Consider the following 25,026-nt stretch of genomic DNA (forward strand, 5'->3'; position numbering starts at 1 on the left):
TGTTACCCATGTGTCCGGTACGTTTCGTCACCTATGTCTCGGGTCGCTCATTGGCGCTGCGCGCTGCGCAGGACAGGTCCACTTTGCGAAGCAGGAATGCCCTCCGAAGCCTCGGCGAAGGAGAGCGGCAGTCGCTCTCAGCGATATCCGAAATAGGCCATGAGCTCCTGGGCCTCACCCGTCTCGAAACGCGAGGCGACTTCTGCGGGCAGCGTCGATCTCCAGCCGCCCCGGTAGTCGGTGATCGGTTGGTTGACCTGCGTCATTCGGCGGGCCGAATGGGCCGTCCGAACTCTTCTCTCCCTTCCCCAGACGACCGGATGCCGGTGATAGTCCAGGATAGCCGGATCGAAAGCCACACCCATGAAGCGGCATAGCCGTTCGATGGAAAGCGCAGGCGACTCGATAAAGTCCTCGTAGCGCCACAGCATGCTCCCGCCTTTCTCGACACGGAGCATCGAGGCCTTGCTGTCGGCAACCCATCTTTGGAAAGCTCTGTCGAAATCGCCCTCGTAACGCTGACCGAGCGATGTCACGACATCGCGGCCATCGCGCGTGACGACGATGAAACGGGCACCCGGAATCGTCTCGAGTATCTGGCCGGTATGATGGATATGGCCGGGGGTTTTTTCGACCCAGACGCTCCGGCGCGAAATGGCCGCCTCCAGCAAAAGCAAGCTTAACTTGGTCCATCTGGCGCCTTTGTCCGAGACAAAAGCGCTTGTCTCGCGCGGAACGCTGAAGACATCGGGATGGGCGGCCAATATCCGGGCAAGCAAGGTCGAGCCGGTATGGCCACAACCACAGATAAATATAGAAACTTTCGGCTTCGGGATAAGCCAGACCACACCCCTGTTCACTTATTCTGTCCTCCCCCGGACACTTAATCGAACCCTCTTCTTTCGAGGATTGCAATAGGGAATGTTTCCACAGGGACAGCGATGATCCCGATGTGGCATCCGAGACAGCAGCTACGCCTGCGGCGCTGGCCCGTCTGCCGAGTTCACTGCCTTCCGCGAGCTTCCCACTGGGCCGGTTCGACAGGCAATTTGTCGGGATCGCCGGTCCGCAACGGGGGTCAAAGCGCGCGACGGGACAGGCATTCGATGGCGCTAATGTGTTATATATTTCATGGAAGGGGCATCCCCCGCATGAAATGCGACTGGAACGAGCAGGCAAAGCCGCAACTTGATTGAGAGTGCGCGCGATGAGGTTCTGGATCGCCATTGTTGGTTTGTTCTTGCTGGCTGCAGCCGGTCTGCTGCAGGCAAGCGCCCTTGCCGCCGGCAACAACCGGGTCGCCTTAGTCATCGGCAACAGCAAGTATGTCTACGCGCCGGCCCTTCCCAATCCCGCCGGCGATGCGCGCCTGATGGCCGATGTGTTGCGCAAAGCGGGGTTCAACGTCATCGAAGGCGTCGATCTCGACTATGCCGGAATGCGGGATCGGCTGAACAAGTTCACCGAGGCCTCGTACGAAGCGGATACGGCGCTGATCTACTACGCCGGCCACGGCATGCAGGTGAACGGCAAGAATTACCTGATCCCTGTCGATGCCGAGCTTACAGCCCCGGCGCATCTCAAGACCCGCACCATCCAGATCGACGAGCTGCTTGCAGCCCTTCCGCCCGACCCGGCTATCGGCATCGTCATCCTGGACGCCTGCCGCGACAATCCTTTGGCTAGGACCTTGGCGGCTTCCTTGCCGAAGAGCCGCTCGACCACCGCGCCCGGCTTGGCACCCATCGATGTCAGCGGGTCGGACGTCGGCACCGGCGGCGTGCTGATCGCCTTTGCGACCGATCCCGGAGCCGTGTCCTACGACGGCAACGGCGCCAACAGTCCTTACACGACCTCGCTGGCCAGGCATCTCGCCGAACCCGGCGTGGAGATCCAGAGCGCGCTGACTCGCGTTCGCGGCGAGGTGACGGCGGAGACGAATGGGCGCCAACGCCCCTGGCACAACGCCTCGCTCGGCCGCGAGGTCTTTATCGGCCCGCAGACGCCGCCACCGGCCGCCCCGGCTCCGCAACCGTCCGCCACGGAGACTCCGGTTGAGCCCCCAACCTCGGACGGGCGCGGATGGGAAATCGAGCAGCGCGTCTGGGACGAGGCCTCGAAGCGCAACACGCTTGCACATTACCAAGCCTATCTGCAGCAATTTCCGAAGGGAGCGTTCGCCGATCTCGCCCGCCTCAACATCGATCAACTCAAAAGGTCGCCGACCGTTGTCGCCAATACCGAGAGCGACGCGTCGCGATCGGCCACAGGGGCGCAATCTCCGGCCGCGGCCGGCAATCCGGAAACCGACACTGGGACCGAACTGACGGAAAGCGCGATCGGGCTCGGTCGTCAGGAAAAGATCGATCTGCAGGAAAGGCTGCTGGCGATCGGTTACGACCTGGACGAAGCCGACGGCGACTTCGGCATCAAGACGCGCCAAGCCATCGGCCGGTGGCAGGAGGAAAACCGGCTGCCCCCGACCACCTTTCTTACCCCAACGCAATATGCTCGCCTGAAACTCGACACGGGCGACGCCCTGAAGAGCTACCGCGCCCAGCGAGCGTCAGAAGCGGAAGCCAAGAAACAGGAAAGCGCCACGTCGCAAAAGTCGCAGAAGCCGCAACCGGTCGTCCGTGCGAAGCCGAGACGCGAACAGCAACGTGAGGCAGCCAATCCAAGACCGGTGCCAAAGGCGGCTAAACAGGCGCGGCGAAAGTCCGGATTCCGCACTTGCAGCGGCATTGACGGCACTTTCGAGGTTCCCGCGTCCCAGCGATGTCCGTTGAGCGGCTACGCGCACTATTGAAGTGCTCGCCGACAAGGCGCGATATCGATCTCTGCGTCCCATCGCTATCGGCGGCATCAGACTCAAGACATCCCGCCGACCGCGCCAGCCGGCCGTTTCTTGGGTGATAGGGCTCATCCAGTCACGAAGGGACGTCGGCAATCAAGCTCGATTCGAGGATCAGCGGCGCCCCTCAAATTTGATCGATGTCATCAATGGTGACACCAATTGACAGTCGCTGGATTTAATGACACATATGGTGTCACCAATTAGGAGCAACCCGCGTGTCGTACGTCCGCACCTACAACAGCCCCATGCGCGAAGAGAAAGCGCGTGAAACGCATGAGGCGATTCTCTGCGCCCTGTTTGAGCTGATGGATTCGGCCACCGCTGCAGACGAGATCAGCATGGAGTCGATCGCCCAGAAGGCCGGAGTGCAACGGCGGACCGTGTTCCGTCACTTCGCCACGAAGGACGACCTCCTGGCTGTTTTCTGGCCCTGGCTGAATGCCCGGATAGGAGCTTCAACTACCCCGAGGACCCCCAAGGACATCGTCGACGGGCCCCGTCAGGCCTTTCCGCGGTTCGACCTGCACGACGCGGCGATCCGTTCATCGCTCCATTCGCGGACTGGCCGCGAGATGCGCATGGGCACGGTGGCAAGCCGCCGCGTCAATTTCAGGCGCGCGCTGGGTCCCGCCATTTCGTCTCTTCAGCCCGCCGAAGCCGAAAAGGTCGAGGCGCTGGCTCATCTGCTCTTCTCGGCCTCCGCATGGGAGATCTTGAAGGACTATGGCGGTCTCACCGGCGCCCAGGCCGGCGAGACAGCATCCTGGGCGCTCGAGGTGATCCTGTCCGCGGTCACCCCGGGTCATTCACCAGCGGAAGTCACAAACCAAAGAGACAAGCCATGAATTTCAACGTCACCACTCCCGAAGCCGCCCAGACGCTCTGGGTCGTAGCCGACCGCATCCGCCTACTTGGCGGCATCGCGGATTCCAGCCTTGAACTCATTGAGGTCGAGGTGCCGCCGGGTTCCGGAACTCCGCCGCACACCCACGCCTCACCCGAGCTTTTTTATGTGCTGGAAGGCGCGCTGACCGTCCGTCACTTTGTCGCGGGCGGCCCGCCCGAAGTGACAGTCGCAGCGCCCGGCACCTCAGTGCGCATTGGCCCGAGGGCGCCGCACAATTACTCCAACGACAGCGGCCGCCCGGTACGAATGCTGGTGCTCGTCGAGCCTTCCATGATCGCCTTCTTCCGCGACATCGGCACGGTTGAGCCGCAGGCGCAGCCCGACTTTGCCCGGATCGGCGCGGCGATGCAGCGTCATGGTATCGAGGCGCTGCCCGTGGCAGCCTGAACCGCCTTCCGGTGTCACGGCTTTCGAGCTTGTGTGGGTCGCCTGATGGACGGTGGCGCAGACGACGCGCCACCGGCAACGAAGATGCACCTCAAGCACCCGGAAGCTGAACATCCTCGGTGGCGGATCGATGAGGGACTAAGTCCTGGATTCGTGCGCGGCAATCGCTTCGAGAAAAATCGCGCCGAACTCCCTGAGCTTGGCTTCACCGACGCCGTTCACTTCGGCGAAAGCATCGAGGTCGCGCGGGCGGCGTTCGGCCATGTCGATCAGCGTGCGGTCGGAGAAGACGACATAGGCCGGCACCTGGCGTTCCTTCGCCAGGCGCAGCCTTAGCGCCTTGAGCGCGGCGAGCAGCGCGGCGTCCAGATCTTCGGTGCCCGCCGCGGCCTGGGCCGAACGCGCCTTGTTGCGCAGGGAACGGTGCCATGTCTCGACGCGATACTCGAACGCGATCTCGCCGCGGCCGAGCGCTCGGCCGCTTTCGGAGATGGCAAGGCCGCCATAGCCGTCCGGGTCCGGCATCAGGAACCCACCCGCCACGAGCTGGCGGATCAGCGACAGCCAGGCGGGTCTGTTGTGCGCCGGGCCGGTGCCGAAGCTGGCAAGCCTTTGATGACCCCTGGCAATCACTTTCTCGGTCTCGTGGCCGAGGAGGACGTCGACGATATGGGAGGCGCCGAAGCGCTCGCCGGTCTGCGCGACGGCCGAAAGGATGATGCGCGCCTCGGCGCTGCCGTCCGCGCGCGGCGCTTGGTTGAGGCAGTTGTCGCAATTGCCGCACGGCTGCGCCTCCTCGCCGAAATAGCCGAGCAGGACCTGGCGCCGGCACTGCGCCGTCTCGCAATAGCCGATCAGGGTGTCCAGCCGGCCGTGCGAGCGCCGCTTGTGCTCGGGCGAGGCATCTTCGTCGTCGATGAACAGGCGGCGCGTGCGGATGTCGCCGAGGCCGTAGAGCATATGTGCCTCCGCCGGCCGCCCGTCGCGGCCGGCGCGGCCGATTTCCTGGTAGTAGGCCTCGAGGCTCGCCGGCAGGTCGGTGTGGAAGACATAGGCGACGTCGGGCTTGTCGATGCCCATGCCGAAGGCGTTGGTCGCCACCATGACGACGCCGGAGAGCGTCATGAAGGCGTTCTGATTCGCTTCACGCGCGTCCTTGCTCATGCCGGCATGATAGGCGAGCGCGGTGACGCCGTTTTGCTCGAGGAAGGCCGCCATCTCCTCCGTCTTCCGGCGCGACAGGCAGTAGACGATGCCGCTGCGCCCCGGATGACGCTCGACGAAGCGCAGCAGCTGGCGCTTGCTGTCCTGTTTCGGCTCGATGGCGAGCTTGATATCCGGCCGGTCGAAGCCCAGCACCAGCGTGTCGACAAGGTCGGCAAACAGCCGTGCCGAAATGTCAGTGCGCGTTGTCTCGTCCGCCGTCGCCGTCAGCGCGATGATCGGCACTTTCGGAAAGATGTCGCGCAGTCGCGCAAGGTCTTCATATTCGCGCCGGAAGGCCGGCCCCCATTGCGAGATGCAATGCGCCTCGTCGACGGCGATCAGACTGATGTCGAGCCTGGCGAGCGCGTCGAGCATGCGTTCGGTCATCAGCCGCTCCGGCGCCAGATAGAGCAGACGCGTCTGGCCCGACGCGACCCGGCGCCACGCCGCGACGTTGGCATCGCGGTCGAGCGAGGAATTGATCGTGTCGGCGGCGACGCCGGCGAGCCGCAGCGCCGCGACCTGATCCTGCATCAGCGCCACCAGCGGCGAGACGACGATGGTGAGCCCGCCCAGGACCAGCGCCGGAACCTGATAGCAGAGCGACTTGCCGGCGCCGGTCGGCATGACCGCCAGGACGTGGCGTCCGGAGAGCAGCGCCTCCATCACGTCGGCCTGGCCGGGACGAAAATCGTCGAAGCCGAACACATCCTTCAGCACGCGCCGCTTCGGATCGCGTCCCTCCGCCGGAATGCCCGCCATCGATGTCCGCCCCGCCATCGAAATATGCATAGAGAATGATTCCCGGATTCGGCTGAGGTCACGTTCTTAAGGCGGAGATCGCTCCAACGCCATCGCAACCCCTCGCTTGTCCGCCGTTTTGCCTGCCCGGCATCGCCAGCGCATTGCCTCTCCGCGCAAAGGATGGCTTCTTGTCCCCGCCTGCAGCGGAGGAACCCGGCAATGATCGACCTGGCCACATTGACGACCTATGTCGCGATCGTGCTTGGCTTCGTCTTTATTCCGGGGCCTGCCACGCTGCTTACCGTAGCGCGGGCGACCAACTCGGGAACCAAAGTCGGCATCGCCACCGGCGCCGGCGTCGCGGCGGGCGACGTCGTCCACACCGCCATGGCGATCTTCGGCACGGCCATCATCGCCACCTCGGCGATGCTGTTTTCCATCATCAAATATATCGGCGCGGCCTATCTTGTTTACCTCGGCATCCGCGCCATCCTCGAGAAGGCGCCGGTCGATCTCGGGGCCCGCGCCTTGGCCGTGCCGGCGGGCAAGGCGTTCCGGCAGGCCATATTGACCGAGGTGCTGAACCCGAAGACGGCGCTGTTCTTCCTCGCTTTCCTGCCCCAGTTCGTGCGCCCGGAAAACGGATCGGTCGTGCTTCAGCTGACGATCCTCGGCGCCGTCTTTGTCCTTCTCGGTCTCTTCAGCACGGTGGTCTTCGCCGTCTCGGCCGGAGGTCTCGGCTCCTTCCTGCGCCGCAACCCGGCCGTGCTGAAATGGCAGGGCAAGGTGGTCGGCGGCATCTATTGCGCGCTCGGCGCGCGGCTGACACTTGAACAGCGCTGAGCCGGCGCTTCGCGCTATCCGAGGGCGACAGTCCGGCGGCGAGACCGATCATCGACCTCACATCCTGTCGCGTTAAACCTATCTTCACTATGTTGCGGCACCTTTGTCGTCCTGCGGCGATGTTCAGAGTACCGCGGCGGCGCCACGGGCGCCCAGGCAACAAACCCGCGCCGCCCGGCGCGGGTTTTCCTTTCCGATATGTCAAAAGCTGTCTCTTCAGGCGAGGAAGTCGGCTCGATGAGGCGCAAAGCTGTCGACCAGCCGACCCGCTTCCAGCGCCTTGACGCCGTGCACCAGGTTGGACGGCACGATGAAGCTGCTCCCCCCTGCCAGGATCTCCGACCGGCCGTCGATGGTGACTTCGAAGCGGCCCTCGGCGACATAGCTTGCCTGGACATGCGGATGCGAATGCAGCGCGCCGACGCCGCCCTTGTTGAAGGCGAACTCGACCATCATCAGCTCGGCCGTGTGCACCAGCACGCGCCGCCTGTTGCCGTCCGGCGTCGGCTCCCAGGCCTTTTCGCCTGCGTGGGAAAAGAAATCGGTCATCGCGAGCTTCCGTTTCGAAATTGAAATGTCACCGCGCCAGCCAGCCGCCGTCCACCGGCATCACCGCGCCATGCATATAGTCCGATGCAGGCGCGAGCAGGAAGACGGCCGCATCGCCGATGTCGCCGGGCTGGCCCCAGCGCGCCGCGGGAATGCGCCCGAGGATGGCGGCGCTGCGGTCGGGGTCGGCGCGCAAGGCCTCGGTGTTGTTGGTCTCGATATAGCCCGGCGCGATGCCGTTGACGTTGATGCCTTTCGGCGCCCATTCGCAGGCGAGCAGCCGAGTGAGGCCGAGCACGCCATGTTTCGAGGCGGTGTAAGAGGCGACGCGGATGCCGCCCTGGAAGCTCAGAACCGAGGCGATGTTGACGATCTTGCCGCGCCGCCCGGGCTCCGCCAGCACGCGCCTGGCAAAGCTCTGGCAGAGCCGAAAGACCGTCTTCAAATTGATGTCCATCACCTCGTCCCAATCGGCCTCGGTCAGGTCGACGGCATTGGCACGACGGATGATGCCGGCATTGTTGACCAGGCCGTCGAGCGGCCCGCTCTCGTCCCAGACCCGGTCGAGCATGGCGGCGGCCTTGGCGGGATCGCCGAGATCGGCGGCCACCGCCTCGAAACCTTCCCCTTCTGCCGCGACTTTCTCCGCCGTGTCATCCATTGCCGAGCGCCCGACGCCGATGACGGCGCCGCCGGCGCGTGCCACCGACACTGCGATGCCCTGGCCGATGCCGGTGTTGGCGCCGGTGACGAGGATGCGCTTGCCCGCAAGACTGAAGGCGGAGAGATCGCTCACCTGAGCTGATCCATCGCCACCTGGTCGACGTCGGTATAGTCGACATTGTCGCCGGCCATGGCCCAGATGAAGGCATAGTTCGAGGTGCCGGCGCCCGAATGGATCGACCAGCCCGGCGACAGCACCGCCTCTTCGTTGCGCATGACGATATGGCGCGTCTCGTCCGGCTCGCCCATGAGGTGGAAGACACGCGCGTCGTCGGCCAGGTCGAAATAGAGATAGGCCTCCATGCGCCGGTCGTGCACATGGCAGGGCATGGTGTTCCAGACCGAACCCGGAGCGAGCTGGGTCATGCCGACGACGAGCTGACAGGTTTTCACGCCGTCGGCATGGATGAACCGGAAGATCGAGCGCTCGTTGCTGGTCGCCTGGCTGCCGAGGTCGAGCCTCCTGGCGTCGCCGATGCGGATCAATTGGCTGGGATAGGCCTGATGCGCCGGCGCGCTGAGCAGATAGAACTTGGCCGGTTCATCCGGATCAGCTGAAGCGAACGAGACTTGCTGCGTGCCCATGCCGAGATAGACCATGTCGCGCGCCGCCATCTCATGGGGCAGCCCGTCGGCCGTCACGGTGCCGGCGCCGCCGATGTTGACGGCGATCAGCTCGCGGCGGTCGAGGAATGCCTGGGTGCCCGTCGGCTTGATCGCTTCCAGCGGCAGGACCTTATCGGCCGGCATGGCGCCGCCGACGATCATGCGGTCGTAATGCGTGTAGGTGAGGCTGACGAGACCGGGCTGGAACAGCCCCGCGACGTGGAAATTGTGGCGCAGCTCGTCGGTTCCCATCGCCGCGGCCGCTGTCGGGTCGATGGCGAAGCGCGAGGAGAATTCGGTGTGCTTTTGATCCATCATCTTGCTCGAATGATCATCCGGTCGATGCCGCCGCCACCGACTTCGCGTAATAGGCCTGCCGTGCCTGCAGGCGCTCGCGGTAGCGCTGCTGGCTGGCGGTGAGATGCGCCCGCATCGCCTCGCGCGCGGCATTGGCATCGCCGGCCGAGATCGCGTTGAGGATCACCAGATGCTCGCGCTGCAGGCCGCGCTGGTACTCGTCCGACTGGACCAGTTCCGTCGACCAGGGCGAGGTCACATCGCAGGGAATGGCGCGGCGGCCGAGCACGTCGAGCATCTCGACATAGAACGGATTGTTGGTGGCGCTGGCGATCGCCCGGTGGAAGGCGAGGTCGGCCGGACCGGTCGGCTGGCTGTCGAGCAAAAGCCGCTCAAACTCGAAGAAGGCCTCCTGGATCGCCGCCTCCTGCGCCGCGTTGCGGCGGATGGCGGCAAGGCCTGCCGATTCGATCTCTATCGCCAGCCGCACTTCGAGCACGTTGAGCGCGATGGAATCCTTGGCTCCCATGTCCGCGGCTAAAACGCCGAGCGTGGTGGAGATGTGCTCGGTCACGAAGACGCCGGCGCCCTGGCGCGCCTCGACAAGGCCGTCTGCGGCGAGCTTGGCCAGCGCCTCGCGGATGACTGTGCGGCTGACGCCGAAAGTTTCCGTCAGCTGGCCCTCGGTCGGCAGCTTGTGCCCGGGCGGGATCTCGCCCGCCAGAAGCTGCTTGCGGATCGCCGCGACCACCGTTTCCGACAGCTTCGGCTTCCGTTCGACCCTGAGATCCGTTGTGGTATCGGCCACGCCGCACTCCCTATTTGAACACGCCCCTATTTGAATACACTTGGCAGCCACAGCGAGATCGCGGGAATATACGTAACCAGTCCCAGAACCACGATACCCGCGCCGTAGAACGGCCAGATCGAGCGCATGGCTTCCCAGACCGTGATCTTGCCGACGGCGCAGGCGACGAACTGCACCGTGCCGACCGGCGGCGTGTTGAGCCCGATGCCGAGATTGAGGATGGTGATGACGCCGAAATGCACCGGATCGACGCCGTAGTGCTGGACCAGCGGCAGGAAGATCGGCGTGCAGATGATGATCATCGGACCCATGTCCATGAAGGTGCCGAGAAGCAGCATGAGCACGTTGAGCAGAAGCAGCACCACCAGCGGATCGGTGGAGATGGCGTTCATGCCGGCGATCAGGAGCACCGGCACCTTGAGATAGGCCATCAGCCAGCTGAACGACGCCGCCATGCCGATGATCAGCAGCACCATCGAGGTCGTGCGCACCGCGCCCAGCGTGGCGTGGACGAAGTCGTTCCAGCGCATCGAGCGGTAGACGAAGACCGTCACAGCCAGGGCGTAGAGGATGGCGATGCACGAGCTTTCGGTCGCCGTGAAGATGCCGGAGCGAACGCCGCCGAAGATGATGCCGACCAGGAGCAGGCCGGGGATGGCGATCAGCGCCAGCTGCCCGACGCGGGCAAAACCCGGGAAGGTCTCGACCGGATAGCCGCGCTTGCGGGCGACGAGATAGGCGGTGACCATCAGAGAGGCGGCGAACAAAAGCCCCGGCAGGATGCCGGCGGTGAACAGGTCGGCGATCGAGATCTTGCCGCCGCCGGCGATGGAATAGATGATCATGTTCTGCGACGGCGGCAGGAGCAGCGCGATCAGCGCCGCCATCGAGGTGACGTTGACGGCGTAGTCGGCGCCGTAGCCGCGCGCCTTCATCTGCGGGATCATCAGTCCGCCGACGGCGGCCGCTTCCGCCACGGCCGAGCCGGAGATGCCGCCGAACAGCGTGCCGGCGATGATGTTGACCTGGCCCAGCCCGCCGCGCACATGGCCGACCAGCGAGCCGGCAAAGGAAACGATGCGCTGCGCGATGCCGCCGCGCACCATCAGGTCGCCGGCATAGATGAAGAACGGGATCGCCATCAGCGAGAACACGCTCATGCCGGACTTCAATTGCTGAAACACGACCAGCGGCGGCAGGCCGAGATAGAGCACCGCGGCGAAGGACGCGGCACCCAGGCAGAAGGCGATCGGCGTGCCGGCGAGCATCAAAAGCGTGAAGACGCCGAACAGTATCCAGAGCTCCATCTAGGCCTCCTGCACCGCCGGCATCTCGGGGACATCCTCGAGATTGAGGTCCTTGTCGACATCGACGCCCGACCAGCGCAGCGCAATCCGTTCAACTGAAAACAAGCAGATCAGCACACCGCCGGTGACCAGCGGCAGATAGTCGAAGCCGCCCGGCAATTCGAGCGCGGGGATGATGGTGTGCCAGGTGAGCCCGACCAGCTTGCAGCCGTACCAGACCATGCCGATGCCGAAGGCTAAAGCGATCAGGTCGGAGAGCGTGCGCAACACCCCTTTGCTGCCTTTCGGCAGGATATAGACCAGCACGTCGAAGCCCATATGGTAGTTCTCGCGCACGCCGACCGCGGCGCCGAGGAAGATGAACCAGTTCATCAGCATGATGGCGCTGGTCTCGGTCCAGCTCGGCGAGCTGTTGAGCACGAAGCGGAAGAACACCTGGTAGGCGACCAAAGCGGTCATGGCGACCAGCCCGAAGCCCGCGAGATAAAGCGCTCCGTCGCAGATCCGCGACAGCACGATGCTGAAGCGTGGGGTCGCTTCGCCTGCCTTTGTTGTTGTCGCCATCCGATCCCTCCCGATCTTCAGCCGGCCAAGAAATGCGGGACGGACGCACGGCCCGCCCCGCAAATCGCCTTACTTGGTTGCCTGGATGCGCGCCGCGAGGTCTTTGAGCTCGGGCGTCGACAGGTATTTGTCGTAGACCGGCTTCATGGCGTCGATCAGCGGCTGCTTGTCGATCTCGCTGACCTTGACGCCGGCCTTCTCGACGATGTCGCGCGACTTCTTCTCCTGCGCGTCCCAGAGCTCTCGCATCTTGACGACGCTGTCCTCGGCGGCCTGGCGGACGATCGCCTGATCCTCCGGCGAGAGCTTGTCCCAGCTCGCCTTCGCCATCACCAGCACCTCCGGCACGATCTGGTGCTGGTCGATCGTGTAGTGCTTGGCGACCTCATAGTGCTTGGCGGATTCGAAGCTCGGCCAGTTGTTCTCGGCGCCGTCGATGACGCCGGTCTCCAGCGCCGAATAGACTTCGCCATAGGCCATCGGCGTGGCGTTCGCGCCGAGCGCGTTGACCATGTCGACGAACACGCCCGACTGGATGACGCGGAACTTCATGCCCTTGAGATCGGCGATCGAGGTGATGTCCTTCCTGGTGTTGTAGAAGGAGCGCGCGCCGGAATCGTAGAAGGCGAGGCCGACGAGGTCATGCGCCTCGAAGGCCTTGAGGATCTCGTCGCCGATCGGGCCGTCCATGACGTGCCGCATCTGCTCGACGGAGCGGAACATATAGGGCAGCGACGGCACCTGCGTCTCCGGCACGATGCCGTTGAACGGCCCCATCGAGACGCGGTTCAGGTCTATGACGCCGGTCTGCGTCTGCTCGATCGTGTCCTTCTCCTCGCCGAGCTGTGCCGAATGATAGACCTCGATCGAATAGCGGCCGTCGGTCCGCTGCTTGATCAGCTCGCCCATATATTTGACCGCCTCGACGGTCGGGTAGCCGTCCGGATGGGTGTCGGCCGAGCGCAGCACGGTCTCGGCGTTGGCAATACCGATGAGCAGCGAGCCGAAGGCCAATGTGGCTGCCGTCAATTTCGAAAAATGCAACATGACTTCCTCCCTTTGAAACCCTCGCGACCGGCTCAGAGCCGGTACGCCTTCTTGGCAAGCGTGTGGGCAAGCTCCCGCGCCAGCTCGTGCGCTTCCTCCTCGCGCAACCGATGTTCGGCGACGAGCCGTGCCAGGAAGGCACAGTCGACGCGGCGGGCGACATCGTGGCGCGCCGGAATCGAGGGAAAGGCGCGCGTATCGTCGTTGAAGCCGACGGTGTTGTAGAAGCCGGCCGTCTCGGTGGTCATCTCGCGGAAGCGGCACATGCCTTCCGGGCTGTCGTGGAACCACCAGGCCGGCCCGAGCCTGAGCGCCGGATAGACGCCGGCGAGCGGCGCCAGCTCGCGTGCGTAGCTCGTTTCGTCCAGCGTGAACAGGATGACTGTGAGGTCGCGCTCCAGTCCGACGCAGTCGAGCAGCGGCTTCAGCGCCGCCACATAGTCGGTCCTGGTCGGGATATCGAAGCCCTTGTCGCGGCCGAATTTCTGGAAGATAGCCGGCGAATGATTGCGCCATGATCCCGGATGGATCTGCAGCACCAGGCGATCGTCACGGCTCATCTTTGCCATTTCGGTCAGCATCTGTGCGCGGAACAGTTTTCGCTCGCGCTCGTCTTCCGAGCCGCGGCGGATGCGGTTGAACAACTCCTCGGCCGCCGCGTCGGAGAGGTTGGCGGTCTCGGCGGTCGGATGGCCGTGGTCCGACGAGGTTGCGCCGAATTCCTTGAAATAGGCGCGGCGCTGGCGGTGCGCCTCGAGATAGCCGGCCCAGCTTCCGGTGTCGCATCCAGTGATTTCGCCCAACCGGTCGAGATTGGCCAGGAATCCTTCGAAGTCGGGATCGACCACCGCGTCCGGCCGGTAGGCGGTGACGACGCGACCCTTCCAGCCGCTGTCGCGGATCATCCGGTGCCATTTGAGGTCGTCGAGCGCGCCTTCGGTCGTCGCGATCACCTCGATGTTGAACCGCTCGAACAATGCCCGCGGCCGATAGTCGTCTTGGCTGAGCAGCGCCGCGATCGTGTCGTAATGGCGGTCGGCGGAGCTTGCATCGAGCGGCTCGTCGATGCCGAACAGATGCTCGAACACATGGTCGAGCCAGAGCCGGGTCGGCGTGCCGCGGAAGAGATGATAATGCTCGGCGAAGCGGCGCCAGATCGTCCTGCCGTCGGTCTCGACCGGGGCGCGATCGAGCGTCGGCACGCCGAGTTCCTCCAGCCGCACGCCCTGGCTGAACAGCATGCGGAAAATGTAATGGTCCGGCACGATCAGCAATTGCGCCGGATCGGGAAACGGCTCGTTGAGCGCATACCAGCGCGGATCCGTGTGACCGTGCGGACTGACGATCGGCAGGTCTTTCACCCCCGCATGGAGCGAGCGAGCCAGCGTTCGCGTTTCCGGCGCGAACAGCAGGTCCGGATCGGTCAGTGTTGCCACTTGGCTTCCTCCCAGGTTGGCTTATTGGTAGATCGGCCGGAGATAATGTCAACATACAAAAATCATCTGGTTGTATGATGACTTTGCATAGATTCCGGCCATTGTACGGGGCAGCGACGGGTGCTACGCCGCAGCCGTCCGTTCCTGCCCGGGTTGGATGCCCCGATCGGAGACTTCAAATGCCAATGAACAGCCGTCTTTCGAACGCCACGATCGCGAAACTGCCGGGCGCCATTGTCATACCGCGCTACGATCGCAACGCCGTGACGCCCGGCATCGTCCATCTCGGCGTCGGCGCCTTTCACCGCGCTCACCAGGCGGCCTATGTCGACGCCTGCCTGGCGGATGGCGGGAGGGATTGGGGCATCGTCGGCGTCTCGCTGCGCAGCCCCGACACGCGCGATGCGCTGGCGCCGCAGGACGGGCTCTACACGCTGGCGGTAAGAGACAGCGCCGGCGAGCAGCTTGAGGTCGTCGGCTCGATCCTGTCGCTGCTGGTGGCGCCGGAAGACCCCGACGCGGTGCTCGCCGCACTGACCGATCCGCGCATCCGCATCGTCACGCTGACCATCACCGAAAAGGCATATCTTCGAGCCGCCGATGGCGCGCTGGACGAGGCCCATCCCGACATCGTGCACGATCTGGCGAACCCGGGATCGCCGAGGACGGCGCATGGTTTTCTCGCCGAGGCGCTTGCGCGCCGCCGCGCAGCCGACACGCCGCCCTTCACCGTGCTTTGCTGCGACAATCTCCCGGCCAACGGCGCGACGCTGCACCGGCTGCTGGTCGAATTCGCGAAGCTGCGCGACTCACGGCTCGCCCGAGAGGGCGATGCCGATCTTGGGCATCACATAGCCGAGGAAGTAGCCTTCCCGTCGAGCATGGTCGACCGCATCGTGCCGGCGACCACCGATGCCGACCGCGCGCGCGTCGCGGGCGAACTCGGCCTCGAGGATGCCTGGCCGGTCATGACCGAGCCGTTCCGCCAATGGGTGATCGAGGATCGCTTCCCGGCCGGACGGCCGGCCTGGGAGAAATTCGGCGTCACCATGGTCGAGGATGTCGGTCCCTTCGAAGATATGAAGCTGAGGCTGCTCAACGGCGCCCATTCGGGCATAGCCTATCTCGGCCTGCTCAGCGGCCATGCGACCGTCGATCGCGCGTTTGCCGATCCGGCGATCCGGCAATTCGTCGACGCGTTGTGGGCCGAAGCCATCCCGACGCTGCCGGAGAACGCCGGACTCGACACGACCGCCTACACGGGCGAGCTCGCCGAGCGCTTTTCGAACACGGCGCTTGCCCACCGCACCGCGCAGATCGCCAATGACGGCAGCCAGAAGCTGCCGCAGCGCATCATCGCGTCGGCCCTGGAGTGCCTGGAGGCCGGCACGGAGCTGGTCCATCTGACACTGGTGGTGGCCGCCTGGATCGCTGCCTGCGCGGCACGGGGAAAGGCCTTGCCGGAGGGCCATTTCACCGATCCGCTCGATGCCGCGTTGACCACGCTTTTGGGCCAGCAACTGCCGGCGAACGAAACGGTTGTGGAGGTGTTTGAGCTAGCCGGCTTCGCCAAGGACCACGCCGAACGCCAGACGTTGATCGAACTCGTGGCCGTGCATCTCGTCCACTTGCGGCGGGAGGGTCCGGTGCTGGCATTCGCCGCGCTCGGCATAGACAGCCGATAACGCTCGCGCCTATTTGCCTGCGGACCCGTTCACGACCTGGCGCGGCGCGGACTGTCCATCAAACCGGGCAAACAAAAAAGCGGGGCAAGCCCCGCCTTTTCAATCCATTGTTAGAAGCCGTCGTCAGGCCGGCAGCAGCGCGCCTTCCAGCGTGGTGAGCTGGCTGAGGAACTGCTCAGCCTTGGCGCGGCTCTCGTCGTCCTTGGCGTCGGCCGCGTCTTCCCTGGCCTCCTGGATGCGGCGGGCGAGATCGGCGCGGTCGATATCGCCGACGGCCACCGCCGATTCGGCCAGCAGCGTGCAGCCCGAAGGCAGGATGTCGGCGAAGCCGCCGAACACGACGTAGCGCGCTTCCGCACCGGCCGCGGTCTTCACCGTGACGACGCCGGGCTTGATCATGGTCATGACCGGAGCGTGCTGCGCCAGCACGGTCATCTCGCCCTCGGCGCCCGGGATGACGACCGACTCGACCTGCTCGGAGACGAGCAGCCGTTCCGGCGAGACCAGTTCGAACTTGAAAGCTTCAGCCATGCGAATTTAGTGAGTAGGGAATAGTGAGTAGTCAGTAGTGACGAGTTATTAAAGCCCAAGCCACACTTGCTATTCTCTACTCACTACTCCCTACTCCCTATTCCCGTGATTAAGCCGCTTCAGCCGCCAGGCGCTGCGCCTTCTCGACCGCCTCCTCGATGCCGCCGACCATATAGAAGGCGGCTTCCGGCAGGTGGTCGTAGTCGCCGGCGCAGAGGCCCTTGAAGCCCTTGATGGTGTCGGCGAGATCGACCAGTTTGCCCGGCGAGCCGGTGAACACTTCGGCGACGAAGAACGGCTGCGACAGGAAGCGCTCGATCTTGCGGGCGCGGGCGACCGTCTGCTTGTCCTCTTCCGACAGCTCGTCCATGCCAAGGATGGCGATGATGTCCTGCAGCGACTTGTAGCGCTGCAGGATCGACTGCACCTGGCGGGCGACCTGGTAGTGCTCCTCGCCGACGACCATCGGGTCGAGCATGCGCGAGGTCGAGTCCAGCGGATCGACGGCCGGGTAGATGCCCTTTTCCGAGATCGCGCGGTTGAGCACGGTCGTGGCGTCGAGGTGGGCGAAGGAGGTCGCCGGCGCCGGGTCGGTCAGGTCGTCGGCCGGAACGTAGATGGCCTGCACCGAGGTGATCGAGCCCTTGGTCGTCGTCGTGATGCGCTCCTGCAGCGCGCCCATGTCGGTGGCCAGCGTCGGCTGGTAGCCCACGGCGGAGGGGATGCGGCCGAGCAGCGCCGACACTTCCGAGCCCGCCTGCGTGAAGCGGAAGATGTTGTCGACGAAGAACAGCACGTCCTGGCCCTGGTCGCGGAAATACTCGGCGACCGTGAGGCCGGTCAGGCCGACGCGGGCGCGCGCGCCCGGCGGCTCGTTCATCTGACCGTAGACGAGCGCGGCCTTGGAGCCGGCGCCGCCGCCCTTCTTGTTGACGCCCGACTCGATGAACTCGTGATAGAGATCGTTGCCTTCGCGGGTACGCTCGCCGACGCCGGCGAACACCGAGAAGCCGCCGTGGGCCTTGGCGACGTTGTTGATCAGTTCCTGGATCAGCACGGTCTTGCCGACGCCGGCGCCGCCGAACAGGCCGATCTTGCCGCCGCGGGCGTAAGGCGCCAGCAGGTCGAGAACCTTGATGCCGGTGACCAGGATCTGCGCTTCGGTCGACTGGTCGACATAGGCCGGAGCCGGTTGGTGGATGGCGCGCTGCTCGATGCCGTCGACCGGGCCTTCCTCGTCGACCGGCTCGCCGATGACGTTGATGATGCGGCCGAGCAGACCCGGACCGACCGGCACCGAGATCGGCGCGCCGGTGTCGAAGACGTCCTGGCCGCGGACGAGACCCTCGGTCGAGTCCATGGCGATGCAGCGCACGGTGTTCTCGCCGAGATGCTGGGCGACCTCGAGCACAAGGCGGTTGCCGACGTTCTGAGTTTCCAGCGCATTGAGAATGGCCGGCAGGTGGTCTTCGAACTGCACGTCGACGACGGCGCCGATGACCTGGCGGACCTTGCCGGCGGCGCCGACCCGCTTCGCCGCAACGCTGGCCGCCTTGGCCGGAGCCGCTGCCTTGGCCGGAGCGGCCGCCTTCTTGGCCGGAGCGGCCTTCGCGGCGGCTGCCGGAGCCTTTGCCGCCTTGGGGGCCGGTGCCGCCTTGGCGGCGGTCTTCGGGGTAGCTGCTTTCGCCATCGTCTTTGCCCTTTTCGTCTATCTGTTGCTCACGCCGTCCGCCGCGAGGTCGATGGCCTCGGCGGCGGGGCGCGCCTAGAGCGCCTCGGCGCCCGAAATGATTTCGATCAGTTCCTTGGTGATCTGCGCCTGCCGCTGGCGGTTGTAGGTGATCGACAGCTTGTTGATCATGTCGCCGGCGTTGCGCGTCGCGTTGTCCATGGCGCTCATCTTGGCGCCCATCTCGCCGGCCGCGTTCTCCAGCAGCGCCCGGAAGACCTGCACCGCGATGTTGCGCGGGATGAGGTCGGAGAGGATTTCGCCCGGCTCCGGCTCGTATTCGTAGACGGCGGTGGCGCCGTTGCTGGTTTCGGCAGCAGTCGAAGCCTGGGCCGCCGGGATGATCTGCTGCGCCGTCGGGATCTGGCTGATCACCGACTTGAACTGCGAATAGAACAGCGTGCAGACGTCGAAGCCGCCCTGGTTGAACAGGTTGATGACCTTGCGCGCGATCGCGTCGGCGTTGACGAAGCCCAGCGTCTTGACCTCGCGCAGGTCGACACGTTCGAGGATCAGCGAGGCATAGTCGCGGCGCAGGATGTCAAAACCCTTCTTGCCGACGCAGATGATCTTGACCTGCTTGCCGTCGGCGAGAAGCCTGCGGATGTGGTCGCGGGCAAGGCGCGCGATCTGCGAGTTGAAGCCGCCGCACAGGCCGCGCTCGGCAGTGCAGATGATGAGCAGCTGCACGTCGTCCCTGCCGGTGCCGGTCATCAGCGCCGGGGCATCGCCGCCGCCGCCGACTGCCTGGGTGATATTGGCCAGCACCACGCCCATCCGCTCGGAATAGGGCCTGGCGGCTTCCGCCGCTTCCTGCGCACGACGCAGCTTCGCCGCGGCGACCATCTGCATCGCCTTGGTGATCTTCTGCGTCGCCTTGACCGAGGCGATGCGGTTACGAAGGTCTTTTAACGAAGCCATGCTTCAAACCCGATCCCGTCCGGCTTCGTTCAAGCGAAGGTCTTGGCGAAGGCGTCGATCTCGGCCTTGAGATTGGCGCGCAGGTCGTCCGACAGCGCCTTCTCCTTGCGGATGCCGTCGAGCACGTCCTTGCCGGCCGAGCGCATGTGGCTGAGCAGGCCATGCTCGAACTTGCCGACCTGGTTGAGCGCCAGCTTGTCGAGATAGCCGTTGACGCCGGCGAAGATCACCGCGACTTGCTCCTCGACCTTGAGGGGCGAGAACTGCGGCTGCTTCAACAGCTCGGTCAGGCGCGAGCCGCGATTGAGCAGGCGCTGCGTGGCCGCATCGAGGTCGGAGCCGAACTGCGCGAAGGCCGCCATTTCGCGGTATTGCGCGAGCTCGCCCTTGATCGAGCCGGCGACCTGCTTCATCGCCTTGATCTGCGCCGAGGAGCCGACGCGCGACACCGAAAGGCCGACGTTCACCGCCGGGCGGATGCCCTGGAAGAAGAGGTTGGTTTCGAGGAATATCTGGCCGTCGGTGATCGAGATCACGTTGGTAGGAATGTAGGCCGACACGTCGTTGGCCTGCGTCTCGATGATCGGCAGCGCGGTCAGCGAGCCGTTGCCGTTGTCGTCGTTGAGCTTGGCGGCGCGCTCGAGCAGGCGCGAGTGCAGGTAGAAGACGTCGCCCGGATAGGCCTCGCGGCCCGGCGGGCGGCGCAGCAGCAGCGACATCTGGCGATAGGCGACGGCCTGCTTCGACAGATCGTCATAGCTGATCAGCGCATGCATGCCGTTGTCGCGGAAATATTCGCCCATCGTGCAGCCGGCGAACGGCGCCAGGAACTGCATCGGCGCCGGGTCGGACGCGGTGGCGGCGATGATGATGGAGTAGTCGAGCGCGCCGCGCTCCTCCAGCACCTTGACGAACTGCGCGACGGTCGAGCGCTTCTGGCCGACGGCGACATAGACGCAGTAGAGCTTCTCCTTCTCCGGGCCGTTGTCGTGCACCGATTTCTGGTTCAGCATCGTGTCGAGGATGATGGCGGTCTTGCCGGTCTGGCGGTCGCCGATGACCAGCTCGCGCTGGCCGCGGCCGACCGGGATCAGCGCGTCGATGGCCTTGAGGCCGGTCGACATCGGCTCATGCACCGACTTGCGCGGAATGATGCCGGGCGCCTTGACGTCGACGCGCTTGCGTTCGGTCGCCTTGATCGGGCCCTTGCCGTCGATCGGATTGCCGAGCGCGTCGACCACGCGGCCGAGCAGGCCGGGACCGACAGGAACGTCAACGATGGCGCCGGTGCGCTTGACGGTATCGCCTTCCTTGATGTCGCGGTCGTTGCCGAAGATGACGACGCCGACATTGTCGGCTTCGAGGTTCAGCGCCATGCCGCGGATGCCGCCCGGGAATTCGACCATCTCGCCGGCCTGGACATTGTCGAGGCCGTAGACGCGGGCGATGCCGTCACCGACGGACAGAACCTGACCGACTTCGGAGACCTCGGCCTCCTTGCCGAAATTCTTGATCTGGTCTTTCAGAATTGCGGAAATTTCCGCGGCGCGGATGTCCATCAGCCGACCTCTTTCAGTGCAAGCTTGAGCGAATTGAGTTTGGTTTTAAGCGACGTATCGATCTGGCGCGAGCCCATCTTGACGATCAGCCCGCCGAGCAGCGACGGGTCGACCGTCACGGCGATGGCCACGTCCTTGCCGGCGAGGCTCTTCAGGGCCGCCTTGAGCTCGGTCTGCTGCGCGACCGTCAGCGCATGCGCCGAGGTGACCTCGGCGGACGCCTCGCCGCGATGGTCGGCGGCGATCTGGCGGAACGCCTTGATCATGCCGGGCACGGCGAACAGGCGGCGGTTGCGGGCGACGACGCGCAGGAAGTTGCCGACGAGACCGGTAATCTTGGCCTTGTCGGCGATCGCGGCGATTGCCTTCGCCTGATCCTCGCTGGAGAACACCGGGCTGTTGACCAGCCGGGCAAGGTCGGCGCTGCCGTTGAGCATCGTCTCGAAATCGTTGAGGTCGGCCTCGACCTTGGCGACCGAATTTTCCTGCAGCGCGAGCTCGAACAGCGAGCTTGCATAGCGTTCTGCGACAGCTGAGATTGGCGATGACGATTGGGCCACGGACCGTCTTTTCTCTTGTATGACAGGCCGCAGATTGTTGGCGCGAGCAAAAACTCTGGCTAAATCTTTGACCTTACTGCGATTTTTCCAAGCACGGAGGCGCGGCTTCCGCTATCCCCGGCCGAAAGTCGATTGCCGTCTAGCACAGGCCTTTTAAGACCGCAATGCATCGTCCGGCATGGTTTCAGGCACTTTTGTCGCATCAGGCTGCGAAGGCCAAGCTCAAGCGCCGGATTAGTCGCGAATTCACGGCACGAAGCCGAAGGCGAAGGCCAGCGGCAGCGCCGCCAGCGCCAGTTCAACCACGATGGAGGCCCAGTTGAAAGGGGTGTTGGCGCCGTCCGACATCATCGACAAGAGCCGGCCGAAAGCGGTGAACAGCCAGGAGAAGCCGAGCGCCATGTAAAGCAGCGGCTGCGCCAACAGGATGCAGCAGAGGCTGACGCCGAGATAGAAGCCCGACATGCGGCCGCGCCCTTCGGCGATCGCTGCAGCCTTCTCCGGCTTCGCCTGCAGGCGCAGAATGCGGAAGGCGAGGTTCGGCGCCAGGAACAGCACGAGGCCGATGAGCAAGGTGACGACAGCGCTCGACCATGCCAGCCACTCACCCTGGCTCGCCGGCCAAGGAAACGCGAATTCCATCTTTCCCCCTCGTAAATTCTTGTTTGGAATTGCCGACATTCTAGCTGAGGAAAAACCGCGCGCCAGATGGCGGCCGGCACTTTAGGAATCGCGCATCAGGATGAGCGCCCAATCGGGATAGCGCCCAATCAGGATAGTGCGAAGTCGATCGCGGCCTCGGCATGAATGCGCGTGGTATCGAACACCGGGATATCGAAATCGTCCTGACCGATGAGCATCGTGATCTCGGTACAGCCCATGATGAGGCCGTCGATCTTTTCGTCGCGCCGCATGCGGCCGACCTCCTCGACATAGGCGGCTTTCGAATCGCCGTTGACGACGCCTTGGCAGAGCTCGTCGTAGATCACCCTATGCACCATGTCGCGGCCGGCCTGATCGGGCACCACCGGCTGCAGCTCGTATTTGTCGGCGAGCCTGCCCTTGTAGAAATCCTGCTCCATAGTGAAGCGCGTCGCCAGTAGCGCCGGACGCCGCACGCCCGCTTCCACGACGGCGCGCGCCGTGGCGTCGGCGATGTGGATGAGCGGGATCGACACCGCCGCCTGCACCTCGTCAGCCAGCTTGTGCATGGTGTTGGTGCAGATCACCAGGCCTTCCGCACCGGCCGCCTCCAATCCGCGTGCGGCTTCCACAAGAAGAGCGCCGGCGCCTTCCCAGTCGCCCGCATGCTGTCGCTCTGCGATCTCCGCGAAATCGAACGACCACAGGAGCAGCTTGGCCGAATGCAGGCCGCCCAGCCGCTCGCGCACGATCTCGTTGAGCAGGCGGTAATAGATCACCGTCGATTCCCAACTCATGCCGCCGATAAGGCCCAGGGTTTTCATATATACGAATGCTCCAGCCTCGAAGAGGTGTCTCACAGAAAGCTCTGCGGGTCGATGTCGACCTGTACGCGCACCGAGCCGCGCAGTTTTGGCCCATCGGCCAGCACAGCCCGGATAAAACCCTGCATGTCGGCGCGCCTCTCGCCTTGCACCAACAAGCGAAAGCGGTGGCGGCCGCCGATCAGCGACAGCGGCGCTTCGGCCGGTCCGAGCACGAAGAGATCGGAAGCCTGTGGAGCCGCACGACGCAGGCCCCGCGCATGGCCTTCAGCCTCGCCCCGAGTCGCGGCACTGACGATGATGCCGGCGAGCCGGCCGAAAGGTGGCAATGCCGCCCGCTCGCGCTCGGCGATCTCGCGCTCATAAAAGGCTTCCGAATCACCGGAGACGATCGCCCGCATCACCGGATGGTCCGGCTGGTAGGTCTGCAGCAGGCCGAGGCTTTTCTTGCCGGTGCGGCCGGCGCGGCCCGTCACCTGGCTGAGCAGCTGGAAGGTGCGCTCGGCGGCGCGCGGGTCGCCGTTGGCGAGACCGAGATCGGCATCGACCACGCCGACCAGCGTCATGCCGGGAAAATTGTGACCCTTGGCGACGAGCTGCGTGCCGATGACGATATCGGCCTCGCCATTGGCGACGGCTTCCAGTTCGAGCCTCAGCCGGCGCACGCCGCCCAGAAGGTCGGACGACAGCACGATGGTTCGCGCCTCAGGGAACTGCGCCACCACCTCCTCGGCGATGCGCTCGACACCCGGCCCGCACGCGACCAGATGATCGAGCGTGCCGCATTCCGGGCAGGCCTCCGGCCGCCGCTCATTGTGGCCGCAGTGATGGCAGACAAGCTGGCCGCGAAAGCGGTGCTCGACCAGCCAGGCCGAGCAGACCGGGCAGCCGAAGCGATGGCCGCAGACGCGGCAGAGCGTCAGCGGCGCATAGCCGCGCCGGTTGAGGAAGAGCAGCGACTGCTCTTGTCTCTCCAGCGTGCGCTGCATCTGCTCCAACAGGATCGGCGACAGGAAGCCGCCGCGCGCCGGTGGCGCGCGCCGCATATCGATCGATTTCAAGTCTGGAAGTGCCGCCTCGGCGAAGCGCGACGAGAGCACGGCCCTGTCGTAGCGACCCTGGCTGGCGTTGACCCGGCTCTCGACCGACGGCGTCGCCGAGGCGAGCACGACCGGAAAGCCGCCGATATGGCCGCGCACCACCGCCATGTCGCGCGCATTGTAGAAGACGCGGTCCTCCTGCTTGTAGGCCGGGTCGTGCTCCTCGTCGACGACGATCAGGCCGAGTTCCTTGAACGGCAGGAACAGCGCCGAGCGCGCGCCGGCGACGACGCGCACGCCGCCCTCCGCCACCTGCCGCCAGACGCGTTCGCGCATCCTGGGCGGCAGGTCCGAATGCCACTCCGCCGGCTTGGCGCCGAAGCGGTCCTGGAAGCGTTCGAGGAAGGCATGCGTCAGCGCGATTTCCGGCAGCAGGATCAGCACCTGCTTTCCGTTCTCGAGCGCCGCTGCCACCGCCTCGAAGTAGACTTCCGTTTTGCCCGATCCGGTGACGCCGTCGAGCAGGGTGACGTTGAACACGTCGGCTGCGATGGCGGCGCGCAGTTTTTCGGCGGCCGCCTTCTGGTCCGGCATCAGTTCTGGCACGGCATGACCGGGATCGGGCGCCGCCACCACGGGCCGTGGCGGAATCATCACCGTCTCGAACACGCCTTGCGCCCTCAAGCCGTCGATGACGGTCGAGGACACGCCCGCCGCATGCGCCAGCCCGGAGCGCGTCCAGGCCAACCCGCCCTCGGCCGTTTCCAGCACGCGCCGCCGCGCGTCGGTCAGTCGGTCGGGCTCCGCGAGGGTACGCTGCAACCCTTCGATCCAGGGCTCCGGGTCGAAGGCTTCCGGCGCCCTCAGCAGCATGCGCGCCACCATGCCAGGGGCCGACAGCGTGTATTGCGCGATCCAGTCGACAAAGCGGCGCATCGCCTTATCGATCGGCGGGCAATCGAAGACCTCCTCGATCGGCCGCAGCTTCTTCGGATCGACAGTTTCGACGACGCCGTCCCAGACGATCCCTGCGACCTGCCTGGGTCCGAGCGGCACCCGCACGATCGAGCCCGGCACCACGCGCATGCCCGGCGGTACGGCATAGGTGTAGGGCCGTTCGGCCGGCATCGGCACCAGCACCGGTGCGGCCGCGACAAGGGGCGAATCTTCCATCATCAGGCGTGACCTTGCCCCGACTTTGCTCTAGATCAAAGAGTGACCCTCGAACGTGCCGGACCGGCACCAGGAAATTCC

At 65.0% G+C, this 25,026-nt stretch carries 23 protein-coding genes; 5 read left to right on the forward strand and 18 right to left on the reverse strand.

Annotation, left to right across the window (positions count from 1 at the left end):
- Positions 1-137: 137 nt before the first annotated feature.
- The gene (locus AU465_RS35680) at positions 138-860 is read right to left on the reverse strand and encodes a sulfotransferase family protein (protein ID WP_192258160.1); all 723 of its coding nucleotides are present in this window, start codon (positions 858-860) and stop codon (positions 138-140) included.
- Positions 861-1,207: 347 nt separating this feature from the next.
- Between AU465_RS35680 and AU465_RS35685 the strand changes: the two genes are divergently transcribed.
- The 3 genes from AU465_RS35685 to AU465_RS35695 all read left to right on the forward strand — a co-directional run bounded on the left by AU465_RS35685 (position 1,208) and on the right by AU465_RS35695 (position 4,151).
- Positions 1,208-2,809, forward strand: coding sequence for a caspase family protein (locus AU465_RS35685; RefSeq protein ID WP_192258162.1), 1,602 nt, complete (start codon positions 1,208-1,210; stop codon positions 2,807-2,809).
- Positions 2,810-3,072: 263 nt separating this feature from the next.
- A complete protein-coding gene (locus tag AU465_RS35690) occupies positions 3,073-3,702 on the forward strand; it encodes a TetR/AcrR family transcriptional regulator (RefSeq protein ID WP_192258164.1) in 630 nt (209 codons plus the stop codon).
- The gene (locus AU465_RS35695) at positions 3,699-4,151 is read left to right on the forward strand and encodes a cupin domain-containing protein (protein ID WP_192258166.1); all 453 of its coding nucleotides are present in this window, start codon (positions 3,699-3,701) and stop codon (positions 4,149-4,151) included. The genes AU465_RS35690 and AU465_RS35695 overlap by 4 nt, the downstream gene beginning before the upstream one ends.
- 138 nt (positions 4,152-4,289) lie before the next feature.
- Here AU465_RS35695 and recQ read toward each other — a convergent pair whose 3' ends face one another.
- Positions 4,290-6,119, reverse strand: coding sequence for a DNA helicase RecQ (recQ, locus tag AU465_RS35700; RefSeq protein WP_192258168.1), 1,830 nt, complete (start codon positions 6,117-6,119; stop codon positions 4,290-4,292).
- 201 nt (positions 6,120-6,320) lie between these two features.
- Here recQ and AU465_RS35705 point away from each other — a divergent pair, with 201 nt between their 5' ends.
- Positions 6,321-6,944: a LysE family translocator gene (locus tag AU465_RS35705; protein ID WP_192258170.1), complete on the forward strand. Its 624-nt coding sequence runs from the start codon at positions 6,321-6,323 to the stop codon at positions 6,942-6,944.
- A gap of 216 nt (positions 6,945-7,160) precedes the next feature.
- On the opposite strand, the gene AU465_RS35710 is transcribed toward AU465_RS35705, so the two are convergent.
- The 8 genes from AU465_RS35710 to uxaC form a co-directional block, all read right to left on the reverse strand.
- Complete coding sequence (locus tag AU465_RS35710; protein WP_192258172.1) at positions 7,161-7,493, reverse strand: cupin domain-containing protein; 333 nt, start codon at positions 7,491-7,493, stop codon at positions 7,161-7,163.
- Between the two features lie 28 nt (positions 7,494-7,521).
- Positions 7,522-8,289, reverse strand: coding sequence for a 2-dehydro-3-deoxy-D-gluconate 5-dehydrogenase KduD (gene kduD, locus AU465_RS35715; RefSeq protein ID WP_192258174.1), 768 nt, complete (start codon positions 8,287-8,289; stop codon positions 7,522-7,524).
- Complete coding sequence (gene kduI, locus AU465_RS35720; RefSeq protein WP_192258227.1) at positions 8,286-9,137, reverse strand: 5-dehydro-4-deoxy-D-glucuronate isomerase; 852 nt, start codon at positions 9,135-9,137, stop codon at positions 8,286-8,288. The genes kduD and kduI overlap by 4 nt, the downstream gene beginning before the upstream one ends.
- 16 nt (positions 9,138-9,153) lie before the next feature.
- Positions 9,154-9,927, reverse strand: a complete 774-nt coding sequence (locus AU465_RS35725) for a FadR/GntR family transcriptional regulator (protein WP_192258176.1) — start codon at positions 9,925-9,927, stop codon at positions 9,154-9,156.
- Positions 9,928-9,953: 26 nt separating this feature from the next.
- Complete coding sequence (locus AU465_RS35730) at positions 9,954-11,234, reverse strand: TRAP transporter large permease (protein WP_192258178.1); 1,281 nt, start codon at positions 11,232-11,234, stop codon at positions 9,954-9,956.
- A complete protein-coding gene (locus AU465_RS35735; RefSeq protein WP_192258180.1) occupies positions 11,235-11,798 on the reverse strand; it encodes a TRAP transporter small permease in 564 nt (187 codons plus the stop codon).
- Between the two features lie 69 nt (positions 11,799-11,867).
- The gene (locus tag AU465_RS35740; RefSeq protein ID WP_192258182.1) at positions 11,868-12,845 is read right to left on the reverse strand and encodes a TRAP transporter substrate-binding protein; all 978 of its coding nucleotides are present in this window, start codon (positions 12,843-12,845) and stop codon (positions 11,868-11,870) included.
- 32 nt (positions 12,846-12,877) lie between these two features.
- The gene (uxaC, locus tag AU465_RS35745; protein ID WP_192258184.1) at positions 12,878-14,281 is read right to left on the reverse strand and encodes a glucuronate isomerase; all 1,404 of its coding nucleotides are present in this window, start codon (positions 14,279-14,281) and stop codon (positions 12,878-12,880) included.
- A 185-nt stretch (positions 14,282-14,466) separates the two neighbouring features.
- Between uxaC and AU465_RS35750 the strand changes: the two genes are divergently transcribed.
- Positions 14,467-15,966 (forward strand): mannitol dehydrogenase family protein, encoded by a 1,500-nt coding sequence (locus tag AU465_RS35750; protein WP_192258229.1) that lies wholly within the window; start codon positions 14,467-14,469, stop codon positions 15,964-15,966.
- A 123-nt stretch (positions 15,967-16,089) separates the two neighbouring features.
- On the opposite strand, the gene AU465_RS35755 is transcribed toward AU465_RS35750, so the two are convergent.
- The 8 genes from AU465_RS35755 to AU465_RS35790 form a co-directional block, all read right to left on the reverse strand.
- Positions 16,090-16,497: a F0F1 ATP synthase subunit epsilon gene (locus AU465_RS35755; protein ID WP_192258186.1), complete on the reverse strand. Its 408-nt coding sequence runs from the start codon at positions 16,495-16,497 to the stop codon at positions 16,090-16,092.
- Between the two features lie 109 nt (positions 16,498-16,606).
- Positions 16,607-18,187: a F0F1 ATP synthase subunit beta gene (gene atpD, locus AU465_RS35760; protein WP_192258188.1), complete on the reverse strand. Its 1,581-nt coding sequence runs from the start codon at positions 18,185-18,187 to the stop codon at positions 16,607-16,609.
- A 75-nt stretch (positions 18,188-18,262) separates the two neighbouring features.
- Positions 18,263-19,147 (reverse strand): F0F1 ATP synthase subunit gamma, encoded by an 885-nt coding sequence (locus AU465_RS35765; protein ID WP_192258190.1) that lies wholly within the window; start codon positions 19,145-19,147, stop codon positions 18,263-18,265.
- A gap of 29 nt (positions 19,148-19,176) precedes the next feature.
- A complete protein-coding gene (gene atpA / locus AU465_RS35770) occupies positions 19,177-20,706 on the reverse strand; it encodes a F0F1 ATP synthase subunit alpha (RefSeq protein WP_192258192.1) in 1,530 nt (509 codons plus the stop codon).
- Positions 20,706-21,266 (reverse strand): F0F1 ATP synthase subunit delta, encoded by a 561-nt coding sequence (locus AU465_RS35775; protein WP_192258194.1) that lies wholly within the window; start codon positions 21,264-21,266, stop codon positions 20,706-20,708. Before AU465_RS35775 ends, atpA begins: the two co-directional genes overlap by 1 nt.
- Positions 21,267-21,512: 246 nt before the next feature.
- Positions 21,513-21,908, reverse strand: coding sequence for an AGROH133_08824 family phage infection protein (locus AU465_RS35780; RefSeq protein ID WP_067324963.1), 396 nt, complete (start codon positions 21,906-21,908; stop codon positions 21,513-21,515).
- 128 nt (positions 21,909-22,036) lie between these two features.
- Positions 22,037-22,732: an aspartate/glutamate racemase family protein gene (locus tag AU465_RS35785; RefSeq protein WP_192258196.1), complete on the reverse strand. Its 696-nt coding sequence runs from the start codon at positions 22,730-22,732 to the stop codon at positions 22,037-22,039.
- A 32-nt stretch (positions 22,733-22,764) separates the two neighbouring features.
- Complete coding sequence (locus tag AU465_RS35790) at positions 22,765-24,948, reverse strand: primosomal protein N' (RefSeq protein ID WP_192258199.1); 2,184 nt, start codon at positions 24,946-24,948, stop codon at positions 22,765-22,767.
- Positions 24,949-25,026 lie beyond the last annotated feature (78 nt).

The organism is Mesorhizobium silamurunense (assembly GCF_014843905.1).
GTDB lineage: Bacteria > Pseudomonadota > Alphaproteobacteria > Rhizobiales > Rhizobiaceae > Mesorhizobium > Mesorhizobium silamurunense.